Raw genomic sequence first — 24,678 nt, 5'->3', positions numbered from 1 at the left:
AAATAACGGTAATCATTTTCAAGATCTAGACAAAAGCCCTCGAAGCATGTAGCAATGAAAACCGTTTTCGTTTTACTGTCTCCGTGGAAGGGGCCTCCCTTGGGTTCGGCCACCGTCGATGAAGTACTGGCCTGTCTGGCCGACGTGCTGGAACTCCGGCCTTCGGACCTCGACCCCGACGTCCCGCTCACCGCCCTGGGCCTGGAGTCCTTCACCGCCGTGCGGCTGCGGCGGCGGCTGGTCGAGGACGCCGGGCTGAACCTGCCGCTGACCGCCTTCCTCGGCGACGCGACCGCCCGCACCGTCGCCTCCGGCACCGTGCCGGAAGAGCCGGCCGAGGAGGAGCAGTCGTTCCCGCTCACTCCCGTCCAGGCCGCCTACCTGGTCGGCCGGGACCCCGCGTTCCCGCTCGGCGGCGTGGCGACCTTCTACTACTTCGAGTACGACCGCACGCCCCAGGACACGCCCGAGGCCGACCTCGACCGGCTGGAGAGCGCGTGGAACCGGCTGGTGCGACGGCACCCGATGCTGCGCATGGTCGTCGGCCCCGACGCCCGGCAGCGCGTGCTCGCCGAGGTCCCCGGCTACGTCATCCCGCGCACCGACCTGCGCGGGGAGTCCGCCGAAGCCGCGGCCGAGGCGCTGGACAAGCTGCGCGCCGAATGCTCCCACCAGATGCTCCCCGTCGACCGCTGGCCGCTGTTCGACCTGCGTGCCGCGCTGCTGCCGGACGGCCGCACCCGGCTGTTCGTCGGTGTGGACGTGCTCGCCCTGGACCTCATGAGCTGGATGCGGCTGATGAGGGAGTGGGGCCGGCTCGTCGCCGACCCCACCCTGGAGCTGCCCGCTCCGCCGCTCGGCTTCGCGGATCTCGTACGGCGCAAGGCGGCCGACCCCGTCGAACGGCGGCGGCGTGAGACGGACGCGGCCTACTGGGCGCGCCGCGCGCCTGCCCTGCCGGACGGGCCGGCACTGCCCTGGAGCCGGGGCCCGGCGGAGTTCAGCGGGCACAGGCTCACCCGGCACGCCGCCGAGCTGTCCGCCGAGGAGTGGACGCGGCTCCGCAAGCAGGGCGCGGCGCACGGGCTGAGCCCGACCGGGCTGCTCCTCGCGGCCTTCGGCCTGGTGCTCCAGCGGTGGGGCGCCCGCGAGCCCTTCTGCCTGAACACCACCCTGTTCGACCGGGACGACCTCGCGCTCGGCGACGACACCCCCGGCCTGGAGAGCGTCGTCGGCGACTTCACCAGCACGGTCCTGGTGGAGATCCCGGTCGCGGACCCGGGCCGCTGGTACGGCTTCGCCGGCTATGCCGCGTCCGTCAACCGGCAGTTCTGGACCGACCTCGACCACCGGGCCGTCTCCGGCATGGAGGCGCTGCGCGCCGCGATCGAGGCAGGGGAACGGCCCAGGGAGACCGACGCGGCCACCGGGCTGCCCCTGCCCACGCACACCGTGGTCTTCACCAGCGGCGTCGGGCTGGCGGGGGCCGGGCAGGCGCCCGCGGCCTGGCTCGGCACGGAGGTCTTCGGCGTGTCGCAGACGCCGCAGGTGCTGCTCGACCACATCGTGTGGGACGAGAACGGCCGGCTCCGCATCGCGTGGGACGCCGTGGACGGAGCGCTGCCCGACGGGTTCGTCGACGGGATGCTGGCCGCGCACGTCCGCCTGCTGCGGCGGCTGGCCACCGAGCCGGATCTGTGGACCGACCCCGCCCTCGGCTGGGACCCGTCGTTCCTCCCTGACGAGGACGTGCCCGGCGGGGCGTTCGGCGAGGCCGGGCCGCTCCTGGACGATCCGCTGCGCGCCGCCGCCTCGCGCGACCCCGGCGCGCCTGCCCTGCTCGGCCCGGCCCGCAGCGTCGAGGCGGGGGAGCTGGCCGAGCGCGCCGCTCGCAGCGGGCGGGCGCTCGCCGCCCTCGGGCTCAGGCCGGGGGAGCTGGTGGCGGTGGCGGCGGACAAGGGCATCGCCCAGGTCACCGCGCTGCTCGGGGTGCTCGCCGGGGGAGCGGCGTACGTGCCCGTCGAACCGTCCTGGCCCGCGAGCCGGGTGGCCTCGCTGTGCGAGCAGGCGTCCATCCGGCACGCGCTGCTCGCCCCGGAGGCCGACGCCACGCTGTGGCCGGACGGGATCACCGTCCATCGGCTGGACGACGACGGCGTGCTCGCCGGCCCCGAGGCCGAGCCCCGGCGCCCGGAACCGGACGACCTCGCCTACGCGATCTTCACGTCGGGCTCGACCGGACGCCCCAAGGGCGTGGCCGTCGAGCACCGTGCCGCCCGCACCACCCTCGACGACCTCGCCGGACGCTTCCCCCTCACCGCCGAGGACCGGGTGCTCGCCCTGTCCGCGTTCAGCTTCGACCTGTCGGTCTACGACATCTTCTCCGTGCTCGGCTCGGGCGGCGGCGTCGTGCTGCCCGAAGCCGCCCGCCAGCGCGACCCCGGCCACTGGCTGGAGCTGATGGCACGCCACCGCGTCACCGTCTGGAACACCGCGCCGGCCCTGCTGGAGATGCTGGTGGAGTACGCCGAGCTGGAGCCGGAGGCGACCCGGCGGGCGCTGGCCACGCTGCGGCTGGTGTTGCTGTCGGCGGACTGGATCCCCGTCACGCTGCCCGATCGGCTGCGGGCGCTGGCCCCGCAGGCCGAAGTGGTCAGCCTGGGCGGGGCGACCGAGGCGTCCATCTGGTCGATCTGCCATCCGATCGGCGAGGTCGACCCCGCCTGGCCGAGCATCCCGTACGGCAGGGCGCTGCGGGGGCAGTCCTTCCACATCCTCGACGAGCACGGCCGGCCCTGCCCGGTCGGCGAGCCCGGCGAACTGCACATCGGCGGGGACGGGCTGGCCCGCTGCTACGTCGGGGACCCGGCGCAGACGGCCGAGCGCTTCATCACCCATCCGATCCTGCGCCGACGCCTCTACCGGACCGGCGACCTGGGGCGCTGGCGGCACGACGGCACGATCGAGTTCCTCGGCCGGCTCGACCGGCAGGTCAAGATCCGTGGCCATCGCATCGAGCTGGGCGAGATCGAGGCCACGCTGGACCGGCTGCCCTCGGTCCGGCAGGCCGTGGCCCGCGCGGTCCCCGGACCCGACGACCGGCCCCGGCTGGTCTGTCACGTGGTGCCCGCGGACCCCGCCGCGCCGCCGTCGGACGACGACCTGACAGAGGCGCTGCGGGCAAGCCTTCCCGCCTTCATGGTGCCCAACAGGTTCCTGATCGCGGACGCGCTGCCGATCACCGACAACGGCAAGATCGACTACCGGGCGCTCGCCAACCCGTACAGCCGACCGCGGGAAGAGGCCGCACCGCCCGCCCCGGCGGCGGCCCGTCCCGGGACGGACGCACGCACGGTCACCGCGACCGTGACGCGCGGGCTGCGGCTCAGCCTGACCGTGTCGGCCGACGGCGTGATGGAGCTGGTCGTGGAAGGCGACGCGGGCGACCCCGCGCGGACCGTCACCCCGGCCGCCCAGCCCGAACCACCGCCCGCGCCGCCTGCCGCCCCGGGGCACACGGAGCCGGATCCCCAGGTGGAGCGGGCCGTGGCCCGGGTGTTCAGCGAGCTGCTCAAGACGCCGGTCGACGTCACCACGCCGTTCTTCCGGCTGGGAGCGTCCTCCCTGACCGTCGTCCTCGCCCACCGCACGCTGAGGGCGGAGCTGGACGAAGGGCTCACCGTGGTCGACATGTTCGCCCGGCCGACCGTCCGGGAGCTGGCCGCGTTCATCACCTCCCGCAAGGAGGCGGCCCAGGCCGGGCCGGAACCCGTACCCGAACCCGATCCCGTCGCCGGACGGGCCGCCGCCCGCCAGGCGGCGCGGGCACACGCCGCGGAGCTCGCCGGATGAGCGCCGTGCCGGACACCACCGGGCCCGGGCCGATCGCCGTCGTCGGCCTCGCCTGCCGCTTCCCCGGCGCCCCGGACGCCGACGCCTACTGGGAGCTGCTGCGCGACGGCCGCACGGGCCTCACCAGGTTCACCGAGAGCGAGCTGGACGGGCGCGGAGTCCCCGGACGGCTGCGCACCCATCCCGGGTACGTGCCGGTCGGCGGGATCATCGACGGTCAGGCGGACTTCGACCCGGAGCCGTTCGGGTTGAGCGACGCCGAGGCGGCCCTCCTCGACCCGCAGCAGCGCCTGTTCCTCGAATGCGCCTGGCACGCCCTGGAGCACGCCGGCCACGGTGGCGGGCGCGACGCCGGCGCGGTGGGCGTCTTCGCGGGCGCCATGCAGAGCGCCTACCTGGCCGGCAACCTCGCGGGCCGCTGGGATCCGACCGGCTCCGGCCGCGATCCGCTCGGCAGCCTGCAGACCGCGATCTCGACACAGGCCGACTACCTGCCCCTGCAGACGGCGTACCGGCTGGATCTCACCGGACCGGCGGTGGCGGTGGCGACGAGCTGCTCCACCTCGCTGGTCGCCGTGCACCTGGCCGCGCAGTCGTTGCTGTCCGGCGAGTGCGACACCGCCCTCGCCGGCGGGGTGTCGCTGATCGTGCCCCAAGGGCAGGGGTACGTGCACGTCGACGGCGGCGTGTACTCGGCGGACGGCACCGTGCGGCCGTTCAGCGAGCACGGCACCGGCGTCGTCTACAGCCAGGGCGTCGGCGTGGTGGCGCTGCGCCGCCTGGCCGACGCGCTGGCCGACGCGGACCCCGTGCTGGCCGTGCTGCACGGCTCGGCGACGAACAACGACGGAGCCGGCAAGGCTGGGTTCACCGCGCCGTCCGTGCGCGGTCAGGCCCGCGTGGTGGCCGAGGCGCTCGCCGTCGCCGGTGTCTCGCCCCGTGAGATCGGCCTCGTCGAGGCGCACGGCACCGCCACCCCGCTGGGCGACCCCATCGAGGTGGCCGCGCTGCGGCGGGTGTTCGGGGACAGCGGCCCGGCCTGGTGCGGGCTCGGCTCGGTGAAGGGCAACATCGGCCACGCGAACTCCGCCGCCGGCATCGCCTCGTTCATCAAGGCCGTCCTGGCCGTGCACCACCGCGTACTGCCCCCGACGCTGCACGCCCATCCGCTCAACCCCCTTCTCGACCTGGAGCGATCGCCGTTCGAGGTGATCACCGCGGCCCGGGAGTGGGACACGCCTTCGCTGGCCGGGGTGAGCTCGTTCGGCATCGGCGGCACCAACTGCCACGCCGTGCTGGGACCGGCCCCGCACCGCCCGCCGGTCCCGGCCGACCGGCGGCCGCAGCTGCTGGCCGTGTCAGCGGCCACCCCCGAGGCGGCGCGCGCCACCGGACGGGCCCTCGCGGCCCGGACCGAGCTCGACGAGGCCGACCTGGCCTACACGCTGGCGGTCGGCCGCTCCCCGCTGGCCTACCGCGTGGCGGGGGTGGGCCGGGCCGGGCTCGCCGCGGCGGCGCCGGTCGAGGCGGCCGGCCCGGCCCCGCGCGTCGTGTTCGCCTTCCCCGGCGCGGGCAGCGCCGGCCCCGGCATGGGCGGCGGGCTCTACCAGGACGAGCCGGTCTTCGCCGAGGCCGTCGACGCGTGCGCCCGCCTGCTGCTCCCGCTGCTCGGCGCTGACGTCCGTGACGTCCTGGACCCGGGGATCGCCGAGGATCGCGTCCGCGACGTCGCCTTCGGGCTGCCCGCCCTCTTCGCCGTGTCGTACGGCGCGGCCCGGCTGCTGGAGTCCTGGGGCGTGCGGCCCGACGCCCTCGTCGGCCACAGCCTCGGCGAGTGCACGGCCGCGGCGGTGAGCGGCGCGCTGCCCCTCGCCGAGGCCGCCAGGCTGGTGGCGGCCCGGTGCGCGGCCGCCGCCCGCGCGGCCGGGGGCGGCGCGATGCTGGCTGTGCCGCTCGGCGAGCACGACGTGCGCGAGCTGCTGTCGCGCCATCCCGGGCTCGATCTCGCCGCCGTCAACGCCCCGGGCGCCTGCGTCGTGTCCGGCCCCGCCCCGGCCGTCGACCGGCTGGCCTCCGAACTGCGGACCGGTACGAGGCTGCGGGTGACCGCGGCGATGCACTCCCGGCTGATGGAGCCGGAGCTCCCCGGCCTGGGCGAGGCGCTCGCCGGGCTGACCGGCGGCGTCCCGGCCGTCCCCGTGTTCAGCACGGTCACCGGCGCCTCGATCGGCGCCGAGCTGGGCCGGGCCGGGCACTGGACGCGGCAGTTGCGCGAGCCGGTGCTGTTCGAGCGGGCCCTGCGGGCGGCCGTCGGCGACGAAGGGCAGGCCCTGGTCGTCGAGGTCGGCCCGGGTACCGCCCTGGCGGCGCTGACCCGCAGGAACGCGCTGCCCGGCGTGCGCTCGGTCGTCACCACGATGACGCCCGACGAGCCCGGGAGCGCAGCAGTGCGGCAGGCGGCGGGAACCCTGTGGGCGCACGGCGTGCCGGTGGACCTGGCCGCGCTGCCGGCCCCGGGCAGGCGGCGGGTGCACGCACCCGGGTACGCCTTCCAGCGCCGCCGCCTGTGGATCGACCCGCCGGCTTCGGGCACGCCCGGCGAGCATCCTGACATCACCGGGGACGAGCCGCTGCAACTGCCCGTCTGGAGCCAGGTGCCCCCGGCCGAGCCCGCCGCTGCGCCCGGCGGCCGCTGGGCCGTGACCGGAACCGGCGCCCTGGCGGACGCGCTGCGCGCTGAACTGGCGGCCGGTGATCTTCCGGCCGCCGGCGAACCGCCGACCGGGCTGGTCGTCGTGGTCACGGAGGACGGCGACGACTCCCCGGACGGGGTCTCCGCCGCCGTCCTGGACTTCGGCGCGGTCGCGGGCAGGTGGGCCGCACAGGCCGAGCAGCCGGTCCTGTTCCTGGTCACCCGGCACGCCGAGCAGGTGGCAGGCGATCCGCCGCCCGATCCGGCCAGGGCGGCGCTGAAGGTGCTGCCGCGGGTGCTCGGCCAGGAACAGCCCGGCCTGCGCTGGGCCACGCTCGACCTCGGCAGCCCCGCCGATCCCGGAGCCGAGGCGGGCGCGGTGCTCCGCGAGCTCGCCACGCTGGCGGCCGGGACGCAGGCGGGCGCCGAGACGGCCCTGCGGGGCGCGACCCGGTGGCGGCGCGGCACGACCTCCTGGCGGCCCGGCGGCGGCGAACGGGCGCCGTCACCCGGCACCGTCCTGATCACGGGCGGGCTGGGCGCTGTGGGCCAGGTGCTCGCCAGGCATCTGGCCGGTCGCGGCCATCGGGTGGTGGTCACCTCGCGCACGGCGGGGCGGGGCGGCAAGCTCGGCGAGGCCGGCGTGGAGGTGCGCGTCTGCGACGCCACCGACCCCGCCGCCACGGCGGCCCTGGTCGAAGAGCTGTCCGCCGACGGGCCGCTCGAACTCGTCGTGCACGCGGCCGGCGTGATCGCCGGGGCACGGCTGGACCCGCTCCGATCCCTGGAGGCCGGGCAGGTCACCGGGCAAGTGGGGGCCAAGCTCGGCGGCGCGGTGGCGCTGCGGGACGCGATCGCCGCACTGCCCGAAGCGAGGCGTCCCAGGACCGTGCTGCTCATGTCCTCGGTGACCACGCTGGTGGGCGGCGTCGGCATGGGCCCCTACGCGGCCGCCAACGCCGCGATGGACGCCTTCGCCCGCGCCGCCACCGGCCCCACCCGGTGGGTCAGCGCGGTCTGGGACGGCTGGCGGGCGGGCCTCGACGGCGCGGAGGCGGCCGTGGTGCTCGCCGGCGCGCTGGACGAGGCCACCGGCACCGGAGCGCTGGACCGGCTGCTGGCAGCCCGGGACTCCGGCCACCTGCCCGCCGCCGTGGTGATCGCGGCGACCGACCTCCGGCCGCGGATCGCCGAGGCCGGCCGCCCCAGGCGGATCGCCGCCGCCGGGGACGTCACGCGGCTCAGCCCGAGTGAGCGGGCCGTGGCCGGCATCTGGTCCGAGCTGTTCGGCACCCCCGTGACCGATCCTGACGCCGACTTTTTCTCGCTCGGCGGGCACTCCCTGCTGGCCGCGCGCATGCTGGCCGCGCTGGGCGAACGCTTCGGCGTCCGGCCCGGGATGCGGGAACTGCTTGCCTCACCCACCGTGGCCGGGATCGCCGGACTCGTCGCCTCCGCGCACCCGCGCGAGAGGACGGCAGAGGAGGACCTGCCGCCCGAGCCCGCCGTCGAGCCCGGCGGCACGTTCCCGATGACCCGCGTCCAGCACGCCTACTGGGTCGGCCGGGACGGCGGCTACCGCTGGGGAGACCTGCCCTGCCACTTCTACCTCGAACACGACTGCCCCGCCCTCGACCTCGACCGCTACGAACAGGCGTGGAACCAGGTCGTGGCCCGGCATCCCATGCTGCGCGCCGTGGCCACCCCCGAGGGGGAGTTCCGCGTGCTGGAGAGCCTGCCGCGTTACCGGATCCGGGTGCACGACCTGGCCTCGACGCCGGAAGAGCGCAGGGCGGAGCGGCTGGCCGCCCTGCGGGAACGCCTGTCGACCAGGCCGGGACCGCCCGATCGGTGGCCGCTGGCGCAGATCCAGGCCGCCCGGCTGCCCGGCGGCGTCGTGAGGCTGTTCATCGGGGTCGACGTGCTCGTCTGCGACGCGGCCAGCTGGTGGATCATCGAGTCGGAGCTGCGCACCCTCTACCGGGACCCGGACGCCGCCCTGCCACGCCTCGACCTCCACCCGGCGGCCTGCGCGGCCGCCCTGGAACGGCAGGACGAGCGCGCCGCCGCCTACTGGCGGGAACGGCTCGGCACGCTTCCCGGCCCGCCCCGCCTGCCGGTCGGCGATCCGGCCGGCACGCCGCCCCGCTTCGTGCGGCGTGCCGTACGGCTGGACCGCGACGCCTGGGCGGCGCTGCGGGCCGCCGCAGCCCGTCACCGGGTCACGCCGGCGGCGGTGCTGCTGACCGTGTACACCGACGCGCTGGCCCGCTGGGCGGGATCCGCCGGCTTCTGCGTGACGCTGACCCTGTTCGACCGGCCGCCCATCCACCCGCACGTCAACCGCGTCGTCGGCGACTTCACCTCGCTGCTGCTGCACGAGGTGCCGGTCGCTCCCGCCGCCACCTTCGCCGAACGGGCGGCCGCCACCCAGGCCCGCATGTTCGACGACCTGGACCACCGGGGCTTCTCCGCGCTGGACGTGCTCACCGAGCAGGCGGCCGGAACGGGTGAGGTGCGGCCGGTGCCGGTGGTGTTCACCAGCGCGCTCGGCGTCGCCGACATGGTGGAGGGGGAGGAGAGCCTGGAATGGGCCGGTGAGCAGGTGTACGCGGTCTCCCAGACGCCGCAGACCTGGCTCGACCACCAGGTGCTTGAGCACGACGGCGAGCTGCGGCTGCAGTGGGACGCGCTCGACGGCGTCCTGCCCGCCGACGAGCTGGACGTGGTGATCGCCGAGCACGCCGCGCAGGTCCGGGACCTGGCGGAGAACCCGGCCGCGTGGACGGGCGACCGGCCCCCGCGGGCCGCCGTCCCCACCGTGCCGGACACGGTACGGGCCGGCGCGCGGGACATCGTGCTGCCGTTGCGGGCCGAGCCCGGCGGAGCCCCCAGGCCCACCCTGTACCTGGCCCATCCCTCGGGCGGCGACGTGCTCTGCTACGCCGAGCTGTCCCGGCTGCTGGATCCCCGCGTGGACGTGGTCGCGCTGGCCGACCCCGAGCTGGCGGGAGCGGCCGGGCCGCAACCCGGGACCGTCGAGGGAATCGCCCGGCAGTACCTCGCGGCGATCGACGCGGCGGGTGGTCCCGGCCCCTGGCTGATCGGCGGCTGGTCCATGGGCGGCACGGTGGCCCAGGAGATGGCCCGGCACCTGCACGCGGGCGGCCGGCACACCGCGCTGCTGGTGATGCTCGACTCCAACGACCCGGCGCTGATCCGCGACGTCCCCGGCCATGACGCGGACGAGGTCGCCTGGCAGGTGGCGGTCCGGCACCTGCACGCGCTGGAGGCGTACCTCGGCATCGACCTGGACGCCGGCGACGCGCTGGCCGCCGTTCCCCCGGAACGGCGCATGGCCGCGGTCGCCGACCGCCTGCGCGGGCACCGGCTGCTGGGCCGGGGCGAGGACCTGACCGTGCGGCTGGGGGTGTTCGCCAGGCACCTGCGCGCGCTGGCGGCCCACACCCCGCGCTACCTGGCCGACCCGGACACCACGACCCTGCTGATCAGGGCGGACCGCCCTTCTCCCCGCAACTCCGGCATCGGGATGGGCGTCGACGACACCCCGCCCGGCCGGCCCGACCTCGGCTGGGGACGCCACCTGGCCGGAGTGGTCCAGTCCGCCGGGGTCGACGCCCACCACTACGGCCTGCTGCACCCCCCGGTGCTGCCCGCCGTCGCCGATCTGATCAACGCCGCGCTCGACAAGACGCTGGCGCGACTTCGCGAAAGGTAACCATGCACTCCCAGTTCCGCCGCCGGACGGCGGCGGTCGTCACCGCTGTCGCCGTCCTGGCGGGCTGCGCCGGCAACGCGCCCGCAGCCGCCCCCGCCCCCGCCGGACCTCCGGGGGCGGCGAACGACACCGTGCGCTACGCGGCGCCCGGCTCCCCGTCCAACGCCGTCACCGACCCGCACGGCCTGCTGCCGGGGGAGAGCGACATGGTCAGGATGGCCCTGACCTACGACGTCCTCACCGTCCCCGGCGCCGACGGCTCCACGCGGCCGCGCCTTGCGACCGAGTGGCGGCCCGACAAGACCCTGACCAGGTGGCGGATCACCGTCCGCGACGACGCGACGTTCTCCGACGGCCGTCCGGTCAGGGCCGCCGACGCGCTGTTCTCGCTGCGCCGCATGGGGGAGAAGGCGGCGGAGAACTTCGGCCGCATGGCCATGTTCGACCTCGGCGCCTCCAAGGTGATCGACGACACCGCCTTCGAGCTGGTGACCAGGAAGCCCTACGCCGAGGTGGGCAGGGCGCTGGAGGGCGCCACCTTCGTGGTGCCGGAAGGCAGCGACGACTTCGGCGAGCCCGTGCCCGGCTCCGGCCCGTTCCGCCCGACCGCCAGGGGCGGGGCACAGGCCGTCGTGTACGAGCGGAACGACGACTGGTGGGGGCCCGCCCCGCCCTCCAGGTTCATCGAGGTGCGCGCCGTCCCCGATCCGCAGGCGCGCGCCCAGGCCCTGCTGTCCGGTCAGGTCGACCTGGCCGGCGGCGTGCCCGCCACGCTGGCGAAGCAGCAGGAGGGCAACAGCGCGGTACGCCTGCTCCGCAGGCCGGGCGCCACGCTCTACCCCCTGGTCATGCGGATGGACACCGAGCCGTTCGACGACCACCGGGTCCGCGAGGCCGTCCGGCTCGCGCTGGACCGCCGGCAGCTCCTCGACACCGTCTTCCTCGGGTACGGCGAGATCGGCAACGACCTCATCACCCCCAAGGACGCCTCCAGCCCGCGGGACCTGCCCCAGCGCACCCGCGACCTCGGCCGGGCCAGGAAGCTCATGGCCGACGCGGGACTGGCCGGCGGCGTCGACCTCACCCTGCACACCACCACCGCCTACCCGGGCATGGACAGCGCCGCGACCCTGATCTCCCAGCAGCTCGCCGGCATCGGGATCCGGGCCGAGGTCAGCCTGGAGCCGGCCGACACGTACTTCTCCGAGATCTACGGGCGCAAGCCGTTCTACCTCAGCTACCTGGGCGGCATCCCGTTCCTCGACGTGGTCAGGGTGGCGCTCACGCCCGGCTCGCCCACCAACGAGACGGCCTGGAAGGACCCCGCCTGGTTCGCCGGCCTGGACGAGGCCCTGGCCGAGGCGGACGACGCCAGGCGGAGCTCCCTCCTGGCGGACCTGCAGACCGAGCTGCGTGACCAGGGCGGCTACGCGGTCTGGGCGGTGAGCGACCGGCTCGACCTCGCCAGGGCCGGGCTGAGCGGCGTGCCCGAGGGGATCGGCTTCGCCTCGGCGTTCATCGACCAGGTGAGCCTGGACGGCTGAGGTGTTCCAGCTCCCACGGCCGGCCGGCGTGCCGGTCAGAGCGGCGCTGCTGCTGGCCGCCGCCTCCGTGGTGATCTTCCTGTGCACGGCGGCGCTGCCCGGCGACGCGGCCGACGTCCTCGGCGGCGGCCGCGCCACCGCCGAGGAGCTCGCCCGGTTGCGCGCCGAACAGGGGCTCGATCGTCCCTTGCCCGTCCGCTACCTGGACTGGCTGTCGGGAGTGCTGACCGGCGAGCCCGGGGTCTCGCTCATCACCGGCCGGCCGGTCGCCGAGCTCGTCGCCGAGCGGGCCGCGGTGACCCTGGCCCTGGCCGTGGCGGCGCTGGCGCTCGGCCTCCCGCTCACGACGGCACTGGCCTGGGCCGCCGTCCGAGGGCCCCGATGGGCGCGGCCGGCCGTGAACACGCTGATCGTCACCGGTGCGGCGCTGCCCCAGGCCGTGGTGGCGGCCGCGCTCGTCGCCTGGCTGTCGACGGCCTGGGGGGCGTTCCCCCCGGTGTCGATGCTGCCGGCCGGCGAGCCGCCGTGGCACCGGCCTGACCTGCTCGTGCTCCCCGTCCTCACGCTGGCGCTGCCGACCGCCGCGTACGGCGCCGCCCTCCTGCGCGGGGCGATCGCCGACGTGGTCGCCCAGCCGTACGTGCGCGACGCGGAGCTCCGCGGCCTGTCACCCGTCACGGTCCTGTTCCGGTACGTGCTGCCGATGGTCGCCGCGCCTGCCACCCGACTGTTCGCGGTGCTCCTCGGCGGGCTCGTGGCGGGGACGGCGGTGGTGGAGATCCTGTTCGGCCTGGCCGGGCTGGGCGAGCTGCTGGTGACCGCCATCTCGACGCGGGACGTGCCCGTCGTCCAGAACGTCGCCCTGCTCGCCGCGGCCGTCGTGGTCGCCGGGCTGCTCGTCGCCGACGCGGCCGCGCCTGAGGCGGTCCGTTCGTGAGGCGCCGCACCGCTGGCGCCCTCGCCGCGTGGGCGGGCGCCGCCGTCCTGGTGGCGCTCGGCGGCCGGGCCCTGACCGGACACGACCCGGCGGCCGTCGGGGCGACACCGTGGGCGGGCCCCGAACCCGGGCTGCCGCTGGGCGCCGACGGGCTGGGCCGCGACGTGCTGTCCCGGGTCCTGGCCGGTGGGCAGGACCTGACCCTGACCGCGCTGGCCGCCGCCCTGACCGCCTCCGCCCTGGGGGTCGCGGGCGGCCTGTGGGCGGGATGGAACCGCGGCCGGCTCTCACGAGCCGCCGCCGCGACAGCGGACCTGCTGCTGGCGCTGCCTCTCCTGCTGCTGGCGCTGCTCGCGGTGGTCGCCCTGCCGGGACCGGCGGCGGTGATCGCCGGCACCGTCCTCGGCGGCACGCCGCTGACCCTGCGGGTGGTCGCCGACGCCACCGCGGGGGCCAGGCACGCGGGATACGTCGAGGCGGCGCTGGCACGCGGCGAACGGGGGGCGTCCGTGCTGATGCGCGAAGTCCTCCCGGCGCACGCCGGGATCGTCGGCGCCGACCTGGCCCAGCGGTTCGTGCTGTCCGTGCAGCTCGCCGTCGCGCTCAACGTGCTCGGCTTCGGGCCGGCGCCGCCCGCGCCGGACTGGGCCGCCATGCTCCGCGAGAACCTGCCGGGCCTCGGACTCAACCCCGCGGCGACGATCGTGCCCGCGCTGGCCCTGACGGTCCTGACGGGCAGCTTCGCGGCCCTCTCCCACGCCCTGACCAGCCGGGACGGCGCCCCGTGAGCGGCCGGGGGCTGACCGTCCGCGGCCTGACCGTCGTCGGCGGGCCGGGAACGCCCGTCGTGTCCGGGCTGGACCTGCGCGTCCTCCCCGGGGAGGTGCTGGCCTTGACCGGCCCCTCCGGGTCCGGCAAGACGACCGTGCTGCGCGCCGTGCTGGGGGCGCTCCCCGACGGGCTGACGCGTACGGCCGGGGTGATCGAGTGGCACGGGACTCCCGTACGGGCGCCGCGACGCTGGCGGCGGCGGACCGCCGGCTTCCTCGGCCAGGACCCGGCCTCGGCGCTGCACCCCCTGAGGGACGCGCGAGCCTCGGTGGGCGAGGCCCTGCCCGGAGCCGCGCGGGTGAGCGGAGCGGAACGGGCGCTCGCCGGGGTCGGCCTGGACCCGGCCGCCATCGGCCACCGCCGCCCCCACCAGCTCTCGGGCGGCCAGGCACAACGCGTGGCGCTCGCCCGGGCTCTGGCCGCCGACCCCGAGCTGCTCGTCCTCGACGAGCCCACCAGCGCGCTGGACCCCACGGCGCTCGCCCTCGCACTGGACCTGGTACGCCGACGCCGTGGCGACGGCCGGTCCGTGACGCTCGTCGTCTCGCACGACGCGGGCGTGGTGACCGAGCTGGCCGACCACGTCGTCCGGCTTGGCGCGGAAGGGGCCCGGGCTCGTCCCGCTGGGCGCGGCCGCGTGCGCGTGGCCGGGCAGTCACCGGTGACGCTGCGGGTGCGCGGGCTGACCCTCGCGCAGCCGCCCGGCGGCCCGCCGCTGCTCTCGGACGCCGGCCTCACCGTGGCGGCGGGGGAGTCCGTGGCGGTGCTCGGCGCGTCCGGCAGCGGCAAGAGCACGCTGCTGCGCGCCCTGGCCGGGCTGCACCCCGTCGAGCACGGCCACGCCACCGTGCTCGGCGCACCGCTTCCCTGGGCGGTGGCGGACCGGGACCCGGCCGCCCTGCGCGCGCTCGCCCTCGTCGGCCAGAACCCCGTGGCCGCGCTCAACCCGGCGCGCACGGCCGGAGCGGCACTGCTGCGTCCCCTGCGGACCCTGCGCGGACTCTCCCGGCGGGAGTCCCGTACGGAAGCACTCCGGCTGCTGGCCGCCGTCGGCCTGCCTCGGGAACTGGCGCGCCGCCGTCCCGCCGCGCTGTCCGGCGGGCAACGCCAGCGAGCCGCGCTCGCCAGGGCGCTGGCCGGGGGCCCGGCCGTCCTGCTGGCCGACGAGATCACCGCCGCCCTCGACGACCGGACCGCCGACCTCGTCCTCGACCTGATCGACACGCTGCGCCGCGACACCGGCCTGGCGGTCCTGACCGCCACCCACGACCCTCTCGTGGCCGCCCGCGCCGACCGCGTGCTGCGGATCGAAGCGGGCCGGCTGCACGACTGCCCTTCCCCGCCACCGCCCTTCCCGCCACTGTCCTGCCCCCACTGCCTGTCCCACCACGACGACCGGAGGCCACCCGTTGACGCCCGATGAACTCCTGCTCGCCCACCCGTGGATCGCCCGCGTCGACCACACCCGCGACGGCGGCCTCGTGGTCACCGCCGACCCCGCGGCGCTGACCGTACGGCACGAGCCCGGACACCCGCCCGTCCTGGGCGACCTGGTGGCCGAGCACCTCGAACACTGGGGCGAGGTCTACGACTGGACCTACCGCTCCGGCCGGGACACCGGCCGGCCGGACCTCGACCTGTCCGGCTGGCGCGCCACGGACACCGGCGAGCCGCTGCCCGCCGGCCACATGGCGGAATGGGCCGACCGCACCGCCGAGCTCGTGCTCCGGCACCGGCCGTCCCGGGTGCTGGAGCTCGGCTGCGGCACCGGGATGCTGCTGCACCGCCTCCACCCCCACCTCAAGGGGTACGTGGGGACCGACCTCGCCGAGCCGGTCGTGGCCCGCCTCGGCGGGCTCGGGCTGCCCGGCGTCAAGGTCGTACGGGCCGCCGCGCACGAGATCAACGGCGAGGCGGTCCGCGTCTCCCTGGCCGGCCTCGGCGACCGGCCCGACTGCGTGCTGCTCAACTCCGTCACCCAGTGCTTCCCGAGCGTGCAGTACCTGGCCGCCGTGCTGCGCGACGCGATCGACGCCGTGGCCCCCGGAGGGACCGTGATCGTCGGCGACGTACGCCACTCCGGGCTGCTGGGAGAGCACTGCCGACGCCTGGAACCGACGGCGGACGCGGCGGAGCAGCGCGCCGCGGCCGACACCGAGCTGCTGTTCGACCCGGTGACGCTGGCCGCTGCCGCCGCCCGTTCGAACCGGAGCGTCACCGTCAGCCTCCACGCCAAGACCCTGACGGCCGACACCGAGCTGACCCGGTACCGGTTTGACGCCGTGCTGCACGTGGACGCGCCGGCCGGCCCGGCCGCCCCCGTGCGCGCCTGGGACGAGCTGGGGCCTGATCACGCGGCCGCGCTGGCCGCGCTGGCGGCCGGGGACGGTCCCGTCCGGGTGACGGGCATCCCCAACCGCCTGCTCCGGCCCGTTCCGGGAGCGGAGTCGGGCGCGAGCCTGCGCGCGGTGCTGGAGGGCACGGACAGCGCCGTGCTCCTCGATCCCGCCGACCCGGCGTTCTTGCAGGTCGCGGTGCCTTCGGAGGCTGCCGCCCTGCCTGTCGACGCGCTGGCCGGGGCAGGCATGCCGCACGAGCCGCTGGGCGCGTTCGCCCGCGCGAGGCTCGTCGAGGTGGCCAAGCGAGAGCTCCGCCGCGCCGGGCTGCCGGTCCCCGCCGAACTCGCCGCGCGGGTCCCCGACGGCGCCGGCCGGGACGCCGTCAGCCTGGCCGAGGACGCCGCGGAGGCAGACCGCGCCGGACGCCTCGCGCTCGCGCGGACCGGCAGAACGGGAGCGCGCCTGCCCGCCGATCGGGCCGCGCAGCCGGTGCCCGACGCCGCGCTCGCCCACCTTCCGGCCGCGGTCCGGACCTTCGACGAGATCGCCCTGCGGGCACTGCTCACGCTGATGAGCGACGTCCTGCCCCCGGGGACGGCACGGACGGCCGGGGAAGTCGTCGCAGCGCTCGGCACGGCGCCACGGCATGCGTGGATCGTCGGACGCTGGCTGGAGGTCCTCACCGCGGAAGGGCTCCTGCGCCGCGACCCCGGCGGCCGGTACGCGGCCACGGCCGGGCCGGACCCGACCCGGGACGACGGCGGCGACCTCGAACGCGCCTGCGCCGCGCTCGGGTACCCGGACGAGATGGCGGTCTTCTTCCGCACCGCCCTGGCTCACCTGCCCGAACTGCTGCGGGACGAGATCCCGGCCCAGGCGCTGCTCTTCCCCGACGGCGACCTGCTCACCTCGCTCAGCAAGGACCAGCACAACGTCAGCAACACCTATCTGAACGCCGCCCTGGGACACGTCCTCGCCCGCGCCGCCGCCACCCGCGCGAGGCCGCTGCGAGTCGTGGAGCTCGGAGGCGGAGCGGGCGGAAGCACCGCCGCCGCGCTGGACGGGCTCGCGGACGCGGAGGCGGACTACCTGTTCTCCGACGTGTCGAGGTTCTTCACCACGGCGGCCGAGGACCGGTTCGGCGACCGGCTCCGCTACGCGCTGCTGGACGTCAACGCCGACCTCGTCGCCCAGGGGGCGCGGCGCGCTGGCGCCGACGTGGTGATCGCCGCCAACGTCCTGCACTGCGCGCGGAACGCGGGACGGTCGCTGCGCTGGATGGGGGAGCTGCTGGCGCCCGGCGGCCTGCTGGTGGTGACCGAGGCGATCCGCGAGCACTACCTGGTGCTCGCCACGATGCAGTTCCTCATGTCACCGCGCGAAGGGGAGCCGGACCTCGGCGTGGGAGACCGGCGAGGCGGTACGGGCCGCGTCTTCCTCACCGGCGGCGAGCTGCCCGCCGAACTGGCCGAGGCGGGGCTGCGCCCGATCCTGGAACTGCCCGGGGCCGCCTCGCCGCTGGCCGCCCCGGCACAGCACCTGTTCGTCGCCGCGAAGCTCTGAACCGGGGCGGGGGCGGGGATCCGCCCCCGCCGCTCAGCCCAGCGCCACCGGCAGCCCGGCACGGAACAGCTCCTGCTCCAGCCACACGGCTGCCCGCACGCCGTCGGCGGCGCTCGGCCCCACCAGCGTCACCGGATCCGGCACGGCCTTCAGATGAGCCGCGTCCCCCGCCGCGTAGACACCGGCGACGCTGGTCCGGCCGTACTCGTCCACCTCGACACAGCCGTCCGGCAGCAGCTCGCAGCCGAGCTGCACGGCCAGCCCGGTGTTCGGGCGGGTGGGGGCGCGGTGGTAGACGGCCTCGCGCGCCAGCGTCGTCCCGTCGGCGAAACGCAGGATCAGCGCGTCCAGATCGCCGTCGACGCCCGTGAGCGGCGTCTCCTTCACCGGGACGCCCCGGGCCTTGAGGACCGCGGCGACGGGCTCCGGCATGGCGGCGGGACCGTTCGTGCACAGGACCACGTCGTCGCTGTAGCGGTCGGCGACGTAGGCCGCGAGCATCGCGTCGGGGCCGTTGCCGATGACGGCGAGCACCTTGCCGTTCGTCTCGTAGCCGTGGCAGAAGGGGCAGTGGAAGACGCTCCTGCCCCACCGCTCGGCCAGCCCCGGAACGTCGGCGGGCTGGTCGGTCAGCCCGCTCGTCAGCATCAGGCGGGACGTCTCGACGCGTTCCCCGTCCGCTTCGCCGCCCGTTTCACCGTCCGTCAGGGTCACCGTGAAGCGGCCCGGCTCGCCCTCCGCCGAGGTGACGCGTCCCTGCCGGAACTCGACCGTCGGGTACGCCGCGAGCTCGGCTCGCCCGTCGGCCAGCAGGCGTGCCGGGGAGCCGCCGTCCCTGCCGAGGTACATGTGCATCTCCGCGGCGGGGGCGTTGCGGGGCCGTCCGGCGTCCACCACGAGGACACGGCGGCGCTGGCGGCCCAGCACCAGCGCCGCGCTGAGCCCCGCCGGGCCGCCGCCGACCACGATCACTTCGTACATCACGCGTCTCCTCTGCTGATGAGGTACATGCCGAGTTCGGCCGGGCCGGTGCGGGCGGGCCTGAGGCCGTGCCGGGCGAGCTCCGTCGTGAGCCGCCGCTCGTCGAGGACCCACCAGGCGTAAGTCGCGGTCACCTCGTCGGCCAGGCGGCCGTCGTGGTGGGTGCGGTAGGTCATGTGCCAGGTGACGCGGTCCGGGCCGGCGGGCTCGGCGCGGGCCCAGCCCTCGTAGCGGCGTCGTCCCAGGCGTACGTCGGCGGACCGGGTCTCCGGCACCACCTCCGGTGTGGCAGGCGGCTGGAGGTTGAGCACCGCCAGGCCGCCGGGGACGAGACGCTCGGCGAGCAGCGCCCAGATCCGCTGCCGGCCGGCCGGGTCGAAGTGGCCGAGGACGTTCATGGCGACGACGGCGCCGAGCCGGTGCGGCAGGTCGGCGTCGAGCAGCCCCTCCGGCAGCACGGTCACCCGGTCACGCAGCTCGGCGGCCTCGTTCACCCGGGCCAGCAGGACGGACCGCAGCCCCGGCGACGGCTCGACGGCCACGATCTCACCGTCGCACGCCTTGGCGATCACCCGGGTCCCGTGCCCGCCGCCGGCGCCCACGTCCACGACCGGATCGGTGACCCCGCGCAGCGCCTCCTCCAGCGGCGGCCCCAGGACCGCCCAGTGCGGAGCCATCATCACGTCGATGAACTCCGCTGATCGCTCGTACTCGTCGGGCACGCGCACCTCTTCATTTTGTAGTGATAATCATAATCATTTCATGAGACTATGAAGAGGTGGAAGTGATCGTCAAGAGCCGGGCGTCAGCGCCAGTGGAGATCTCCGATCAGCGCCGACTCCGCGCCGCCGTCGGCGAAGATGACCTGGCCGGTGACGAAGCGGTTGTCCGCGCCGGCGAGCCAGCAGATGAGCTCGCCGACCCACTCCGGCCGCCCGGGGAAGCCGCCGAACGGTTGCGGCGCCGCGGCTTCCACGGCGGTGCGCACGTCCTCGCTCGCGAGGATCCAGGAGGCCGCGGGCGTGTCGACGACGCCGGGCGCGACGGCGTTCAGGGCGATGCCGGCTCCCGCCCATGCGGGCGTCGGGGCGACCCTGCGCACCCAGCGGTTCAGCGCGCGCTTGGCGATGCCGTAGGCGCCGGCGCCGCCGCCGCCGGACGGGGCCGCGGCGGCGTAGGCGACGGCCGCGGCTTCGTCGCCGTCGAGACACGCCCGCACCACGCGCTCGTCCGCGGGCGCCAGCGAGGAGGTCGACGACACGGCCACGGCTCGGGGCGCCTCGCTCCGCGCCAGCAGCGGCCGGAGCCCTTCGAGCGTCGCCACCGCGCCGAAGTAGTTCGTCTCCAGGAGCCCCGTCCTGCCGCCCCCGGCGACGGCGAGCACCGCGTCGACGGGCCCGCGCTCGGTCACCTGGCCGACCAGCGACCGGCGGCCGTCGGGCGTGGACAGGTCGGCCTCGATATCGGCGTCGGCGAGGTCGCAGCCGATGACCTCGGCGCCACGCTCGCGGAGCATCGCCGCGGTCACCGCGCCGATGCCCGATGCCGAGCCGGTCACCACGTACCGCCGTCCCGCGATCCCTGCACAGGTCATTGCCACTCCTCGTGTTTCGTAGGCGTCATGCGGTCGTGCCGCGGTCGAAGAGTTCGACGAGTTCATCGGCGCACGGATCGGGGGCGAGCCCGGCGGCGAGGAGCGGAGCCGTGCTGTCGATCGAGGCTCGCAGCGCCGCCGCCATGACCTGCGGATCGAAGGGGCGGAAGGCGCCGCTGCGCTGCCCTTCGGCGAACAGGCCGGCCAGCCGGTTCTGCGATGCGACGTGGTGATGCTCCCAGGCGCCGGCGCCGCCGTTGAGGAGGATCTGCTGGAGCGCCCGCATCTGCGGCGAGTGGCTCGCGATGTACGCCACGTTCGCCCGGATGACGGTGGCGAGCTGTTCGCGGGCGCCGGTCACGCCGTCAAGGGCGGCCCGCATGCAGGCCTCGGAGTCGGCGACGACGTGATCGGCGACGGCCGCGAACAGCTCGTCCTTGCTGGAGAAGTGGTACGTGATCAGCCGCTTGCTGCTGAGCCCGGCCTCCTTGCAGATGGCCTCGAACGTGGCGGCCTGGTAGCCGCCTTCGGCCAGGAGCGTGATCGCGGCACGGGTGATCTGCTTCCTGCGAGCCGCGGTCGCCTCGTGATGGGTGGTCATGGTTGACCGTCTTTGTTATCCACACGGATAACATTATCCGAGCGGATAACACCTGGCAACTGTCTTCCGAAGCCGGCCGAGCCGCGTCACCGGACGGTCTCGCACGCCGGCGCCGTCACCGGTCGCGGGCTCCTGCGCCCGGCCGTCCTGACCGCGATCCAACCGGTGAGCGCCAGCGCGAGCACGGCGGGGACGAGCGCCCAGGCCGCGAGGTCGGCCGGGCCGGTGCCGGCGGTGAGAAGCGTGCCGCCGAGCGCCGCGCCGGCCGCGGAACCCAGGTACATCGCCGCCATCTGGAACGCGATGATCGGCATCGCCTGCGCGGGCCGGTCCGCCGTGAGCGCCTGCTGGAGCGTCGGCACACTGGCCCAGCCGGCCGCGCCCCAGACCGCCGCGGCGGCCAGCCACGCCCCGGGCGAGGCCGAGAGCCAGGCCACGGCGAAGCTCAGTGCCAGCAGGGCCGGCATCGCGACCAGCAGCGGCTTGGGGCCGTAACGGTCGAGCGGCCTGCCGATCAGCGCGGACCCGGCGACGCCGCCGATGCCCCACGCCCACACCAGGGCGAAGCCCCACGCGCCCAGGCCGCGGTCCTCCGCCATCGGCAGCAGGTACGTGTAGAGCCCCAGGCTCGCGACGCCGAGCAGGAAGGCGGCCACGACGCCGGCGCTGGTTCGTCCCGCGCGCAGGACCTTGAACACGGGCTCGCCGGACGCCGCGTCGAGCCGCGGGAGCGTCCTGGCGCGCAGGGCGAGGGCCGCCATGCTGACCACGCCGATGAGCACCACCAGGGTCATGGTCCAGCGCCAGCCGGCGCCCTGGCCGATGAGCATCCCGACCGGCACGCCCGCCACGGTGCCCGTGGACAGCCCGAAGGTCACCATGGCCATGGCGCGGCCCCGCTCATGGCCGGCGACCATCGCGGCGGCCGTCGCCGTCGCCACCGCGGTGAGGATGCCGGCGCCCGCACCCGCGACGGCGCGCGAGGCCAGGAACACCTCGATCCCGGGGGCGACCGTCGTGGCGAGGTTCCCCAGGTTGAACACCCCGAGCGCGATCAGCATGGCCCGCGCCGTGCTGCCACGGGTCAGGCGCCCCGACAGCAGCGGCCCGGCGACGGCGTAGGCGGCGGTGAACGCGGTGACGCCCAGGCCGATCATCGCCACCGTGGCCCCCAGCGAGCCGGCGATGGACGGAAGCACCCCGGCCAGCACGTAGGCGTCGATCCCGAGCGCGACGGCGGCGGCGACGAGCGGCCAGACACGGCGGATCATGCGTCATCGTCCTCGTAGCCGGCGAGCACGGTGCCGAGCAGGCCGGGGAACCGGGCTTCGAGGTCCTCGTCCCGGAGCCGGATCATGCACTTACGGCCCTCGGCGCGTACGAACACGACCCCGGACTCGCGCAGCAGGCTCGTGTGATGGGTCAGCGTCGAGCGCGGCAGGTCCGGGCCGAGGTCGATGCTGTCGACCTCGCCCCGCTCCGCGAGCATCCGCACCATGTTCAGCCGCAGCGGCTCGCTCAGGGCGAAGAGCACGCGCGGGATCGCGATCTCGTCGATCGTGGGGTGCTCGTAGGTCCGTGGAGGCATGGTCGTCTCCTATCGTTCGAAAATAGTCGCACAATGATTGTGCGAGAATTCTCGCACGATCGGCCTGCGCCCGGCAAACCGCCCCTACCTTGCGGGGATTCGCTCCTCGTCGAGGCGGCGGCCGAAGCTCATGACCCCTCCTGGCCGGTGTGCCTGTGATCCGTAGTTGGCGGCTGTGAACGACAGGTGGCGGACGTTGGTTGTTGCAACGTCACCTTGATCGACTCTGGTAGCGCTGGCCGATCCTGCCGGCTCACACTGCGCCACCGGAACCGCTCCCAGATCCCGGATCGCGCACACCACCTCGACACCCGAAGTCCGCCAAGCACCCGTCCACCGCCGGGCCCGGTCGGGCCGCAACGCCAGACGGCCACGCTCCGCCTCGCCGACCCCGAAGGCCAGAAAAAACTCATCCAGCCCACAGCGATCCGACCGCACCAACCCCGAGTCGCGCAGAGTCACTGACAAAGCACAGCATGTCGTGCAGAAATCGACGGCCCCTACGCTGTCGATGATTCCGAGCCGAGATCAACTGGCGGCGTATAGGTGATTGTGCAGAGGCAAGCACGCCCTGAGGGCGTGGACCGGGGCGGCGGCATGCGAACGGTCAGGATCGGGCCGGACCCAGCCGCCGGGTGAGGAACTGCTCAAACGTCAGCAGTTCCGGATGCCGTCGGCGCAGGTCCGAGATGTCGGCCTGGTAGCCCTCTTCGGCGAACCATTCGAACATGCGCTCATCTATCGGCAGCGCCTCGAATCTGGTCGGAGTTCCGGTGACACGCTCATAGGTCTCCGCGACTTCGGGGAAGGTGAGCTCGTCGCCGGCTAGTTCGACCTGCCGGCCGATGAACTGTCCGGGGTTGTCGAAGGCATCGGCGGCGAAGATCCCGATGTCGTCGGTGGCGATGAGCTGCATCGGCTTGTCCGGCTTGACCGGCAGTGCCAGGAGTCGCTCGCCGTCGGCGTTGGCGTAGTGCAGGAGATTGTTCATGAAGAACACCGGCCGCAGGATGGTGGCGGGCACGCCGAGGGTCAGGATGTGCCGCTCGATCTCGGCCTTGCTTTCGAAGTGATCGATGCCGGTCTCGCGTTCGGCGCCGCCCACGGAACTGTAGACCAGGTGGGCGACGCCGCTGTTGTGGGCGATGTCGGCCACGGTCTTGCCTTGGCGTACCTCGGCGGCCAAGGTCTCGGGCTCGTAGGCCAGCGCCTGGACGCTGAACACGCCGTGTACGCCGCTCATCGCCTCGCGCAAGGAGTCGGGGTTGTCGAACTCGCCCTGAACCAGCTCCGCGCCCTGCTCGCGCAGCGCTTGCGCTGCGGGCTTGCGCGGATCACGGACGAGCGCGCGGACGGTCCAGCCGCGGGCCAGCAGTTGGCGGGCGGTGGCTCCGCCCTGGTTGCCGGTGGCACCGGTGACGAGAACAACTCGGGAAGCAGACATGGTCAGGTAACCGCCTCTTACTCGGAGCGTTTTGCTCCGAGTAATGTAGCCCGGAGCGGAACGCTCCGCAATCGGTATCCTGGATCCATGTCCGACCCCGTGACTCGCCGCAAACGAGGCCCGCAGGCCTTGGCGGCCCGCAACGACCAGGCGCTGATCGAGGCCGCCCGCCACGTGTTCACCACTCAGGGCTTCGACGCGCCTGTATCAGCCGTCGCCGAGCATGCGGGCGTGGGCATGGGCAGCCTCTACCGCCGCTACCGCACCAAGGAAGAACTCCTCCAACGGTTGTGCGTCGACTCGATGGAACGCGTCGCGGCCGCTGCCCAGGGCGGCCTGGCTCACGAGGACCCCTGGCAGGGACTGGCCCACTACATCCAGCAATGCGTGGCCTTCGGCTTCGGCATCCTGGCCCCGCTGGCCGGCGCCATCGACGTCACGCCCGAGATGCAGCAGGCCAACCAGCGAGCCCAGCACTTGGCCGACGAACTCACCGCCCGTGCCCACCGCGCCGGAGTACTCCGAACCGACGTAACCACCATGGACATCTCCCTGCTCATCGGCCAGTTCAGCCGCACCACCCCAGCTCCGCCCGGACGAGCCGAGGAAGAGATCCGCTCCCGGCTGCTGGCCATCGCCCTGGACGGCTTGAAGGCCCACAACACCGGCCCGCTGCCCGGCAAACCATCCAGCGTGCAGCACTACCAGACCCTCTGGGACGCCAGACGAACACAGCCCTGATGACGGCCTGCCCGCCACGGCGAGCGTTCCCCGATCACACCACCCCCACGGCCGCCGACCGGTCCGACAGGCCATACCAATTGATCTTCCGGGTATCGCCGACCACGTGCATCACCCTGCGCGTTTGCCCGTACTGCCTATGTACGTCTGCCTGTGCGCCGACATCAACGTCCGCCACCTGTCGTTCACAGCCGCCAACTACGGATCACAGGCACAGCCGGACCGCCGGAGG

15 protein-coding genes are annotated in these 24,678 nt (G+C 74.8%); 8 read left to right on the top strand and 7 right to left on the bottom strand.

The genetic code is table 11. The features are described from left to right. Positions 1-99 precede the first annotated feature (99 nt). Genes AB0G11_RS27210 through AB0G11_RS27180 form a run of 7 tightly spaced genes read left to right on the top strand, consistent with a single transcriptional unit; the run spans position 100 to position 17,497 of the window. Positions 100-3,852 (top strand): amino acid adenylation domain-containing protein, encoded by a 3,753-nt coding sequence (locus AB0G11_RS27210; RefSeq protein WP_357589201.1) that lies wholly within the window; start codon positions 100-102, stop codon positions 3,850-3,852. Continuing rightward, positions 3,849-10,283, top strand: coding sequence for an SDR family NAD(P)-dependent oxidoreductase (locus AB0G11_RS27205; protein WP_357589199.1), 6,435 nt, complete (start codon positions 3,849-3,851; stop codon positions 10,281-10,283). The genes AB0G11_RS27210 and AB0G11_RS27205 overlap by 4 nt, the downstream gene beginning before the upstream one ends. A gap of 2 nt (positions 10,284-10,285) precedes the next feature. Next, positions 10,286-11,827 (top strand): ABC transporter substrate-binding protein, encoded by a 1,542-nt coding sequence (locus AB0G11_RS27200; RefSeq protein ID WP_357589197.1) that lies wholly within the window; start codon positions 10,286-10,288, stop codon positions 11,825-11,827. A 1-nt stretch (position 11,828) separates the two neighbouring features. Further along, positions 11,829-12,764 (top strand): ABC transporter permease, encoded by a 936-nt coding sequence (locus AB0G11_RS27195; protein ID WP_308125948.1) that lies wholly within the window; start codon positions 11,829-11,831, stop codon positions 12,762-12,764. Then, a complete protein-coding gene (locus tag AB0G11_RS27190) occupies positions 12,761-13,552 on the top strand; it encodes an ABC transporter permease subunit (RefSeq protein WP_357589195.1) in 792 nt (263 codons plus the stop codon). Before AB0G11_RS27195 ends, AB0G11_RS27190 begins: the two co-directional genes overlap by 4 nt. Beyond that, positions 13,549-15,018, top strand: a complete 1,470-nt coding sequence (locus tag AB0G11_RS27185; RefSeq protein WP_357589193.1) for an ATP-binding cassette domain-containing protein — start codon at positions 13,549-13,551, stop codon at positions 15,016-15,018. The genes AB0G11_RS27190 and AB0G11_RS27185 overlap by 4 nt, the downstream gene beginning before the upstream one ends. Beyond that, a complete protein-coding gene (locus tag AB0G11_RS27180) occupies positions 15,005-17,497 on the top strand; it encodes a class I SAM-dependent methyltransferase (protein ID WP_357589191.1) in 2,493 nt (830 codons plus the stop codon). The genes AB0G11_RS27185 and AB0G11_RS27180 overlap by 14 nt, the downstream gene beginning before the upstream one ends. A gap of 33 nt (positions 17,498-17,530) precedes the next feature. Here AB0G11_RS27180 and AB0G11_RS27175 read toward each other — a convergent pair whose 3' ends face one another. From AB0G11_RS27175 to AB0G11_RS27145, 7 genes are all read right to left on the bottom strand, one after another. Continuing rightward, positions 17,531-18,478, bottom strand: coding sequence for an NAD(P)/FAD-dependent oxidoreductase (locus AB0G11_RS27175; protein WP_219509207.1), 948 nt, complete (start codon positions 18,476-18,478; stop codon positions 17,531-17,533). Then, the gene (locus AB0G11_RS27170) at positions 18,478-19,206 is read right to left on the bottom strand and encodes a class I SAM-dependent methyltransferase (protein ID WP_219509205.1); all 729 of its coding nucleotides are present in this window, start codon (positions 19,204-19,206) and stop codon (positions 18,478-18,480) included. The genes AB0G11_RS27175 and AB0G11_RS27170 overlap by 1 nt, the downstream gene beginning before the upstream one ends. Positions 19,207-19,283: 77 nt before the next feature. After that, positions 19,284-20,072 carry an SDR family oxidoreductase gene (locus tag AB0G11_RS27165; protein WP_357589189.1) on the bottom strand — a complete coding sequence of 263 codons (789 nt, stop codon included), beginning with the start codon at positions 20,070-20,072 and terminating at the stop codon, positions 19,284-19,286. A gap of 25 nt (positions 20,073-20,097) precedes the next feature. Further along, the gene (locus AB0G11_RS27160; RefSeq protein ID WP_219509201.1) at positions 20,098-20,673 is read right to left on the bottom strand and encodes a TetR/AcrR family transcriptional regulator; all 576 of its coding nucleotides are present in this window, start codon (positions 20,671-20,673) and stop codon (positions 20,098-20,100) included. 86 nt (positions 20,674-20,759) lie between these two features. After that, positions 20,760-21,944: an MFS transporter gene (locus tag AB0G11_RS27155; protein WP_357589187.1), complete on the bottom strand. Its 1,185-nt coding sequence runs from the start codon at positions 21,942-21,944 to the stop codon at positions 20,760-20,762. Further along, on the bottom strand, positions 21,941-22,261 hold the full coding sequence (locus AB0G11_RS27150; protein WP_357589185.1) for a hypothetical protein: 321 nt from the start codon (positions 22,259-22,261) through the stop codon (positions 21,941-21,943). The genes AB0G11_RS27155 and AB0G11_RS27150 overlap by 4 nt, the downstream gene beginning before the upstream one ends. A gap of 607 nt (positions 22,262-22,868) precedes the next feature. Further along, complete coding sequence (locus AB0G11_RS27145) at positions 22,869-23,705, bottom strand: NmrA/HSCARG family protein (protein ID WP_219509196.1); 837 nt, start codon at positions 23,703-23,705, stop codon at positions 22,869-22,871. Between the two features lie 87 nt (positions 23,706-23,792). Here AB0G11_RS27145 and AB0G11_RS27140 point away from each other — a divergent pair, with 87 nt between their 5' ends. Further along, positions 23,793-24,446, top strand: a complete 654-nt coding sequence (locus AB0G11_RS27140) for a helix-turn-helix domain-containing protein (RefSeq protein WP_357589183.1) — start codon at positions 23,793-23,795, stop codon at positions 24,444-24,446. Positions 24,447-24,678 lie beyond the last annotated feature (232 nt).

It is taken from the genome of Nonomuraea sp. NPDC023979, assembly GCF_040639085.1.
In the GTDB taxonomy this organism is placed as follows: domain Bacteria; phylum Actinomycetota; class Actinomycetes; order Streptosporangiales; family Streptosporangiaceae; genus Nonomuraea; species Nonomuraea ceibae.
Note: the sequence above shows the minus strand (reverse complement) of the source record. Positions and strands in the feature narration are given on the sequence as shown.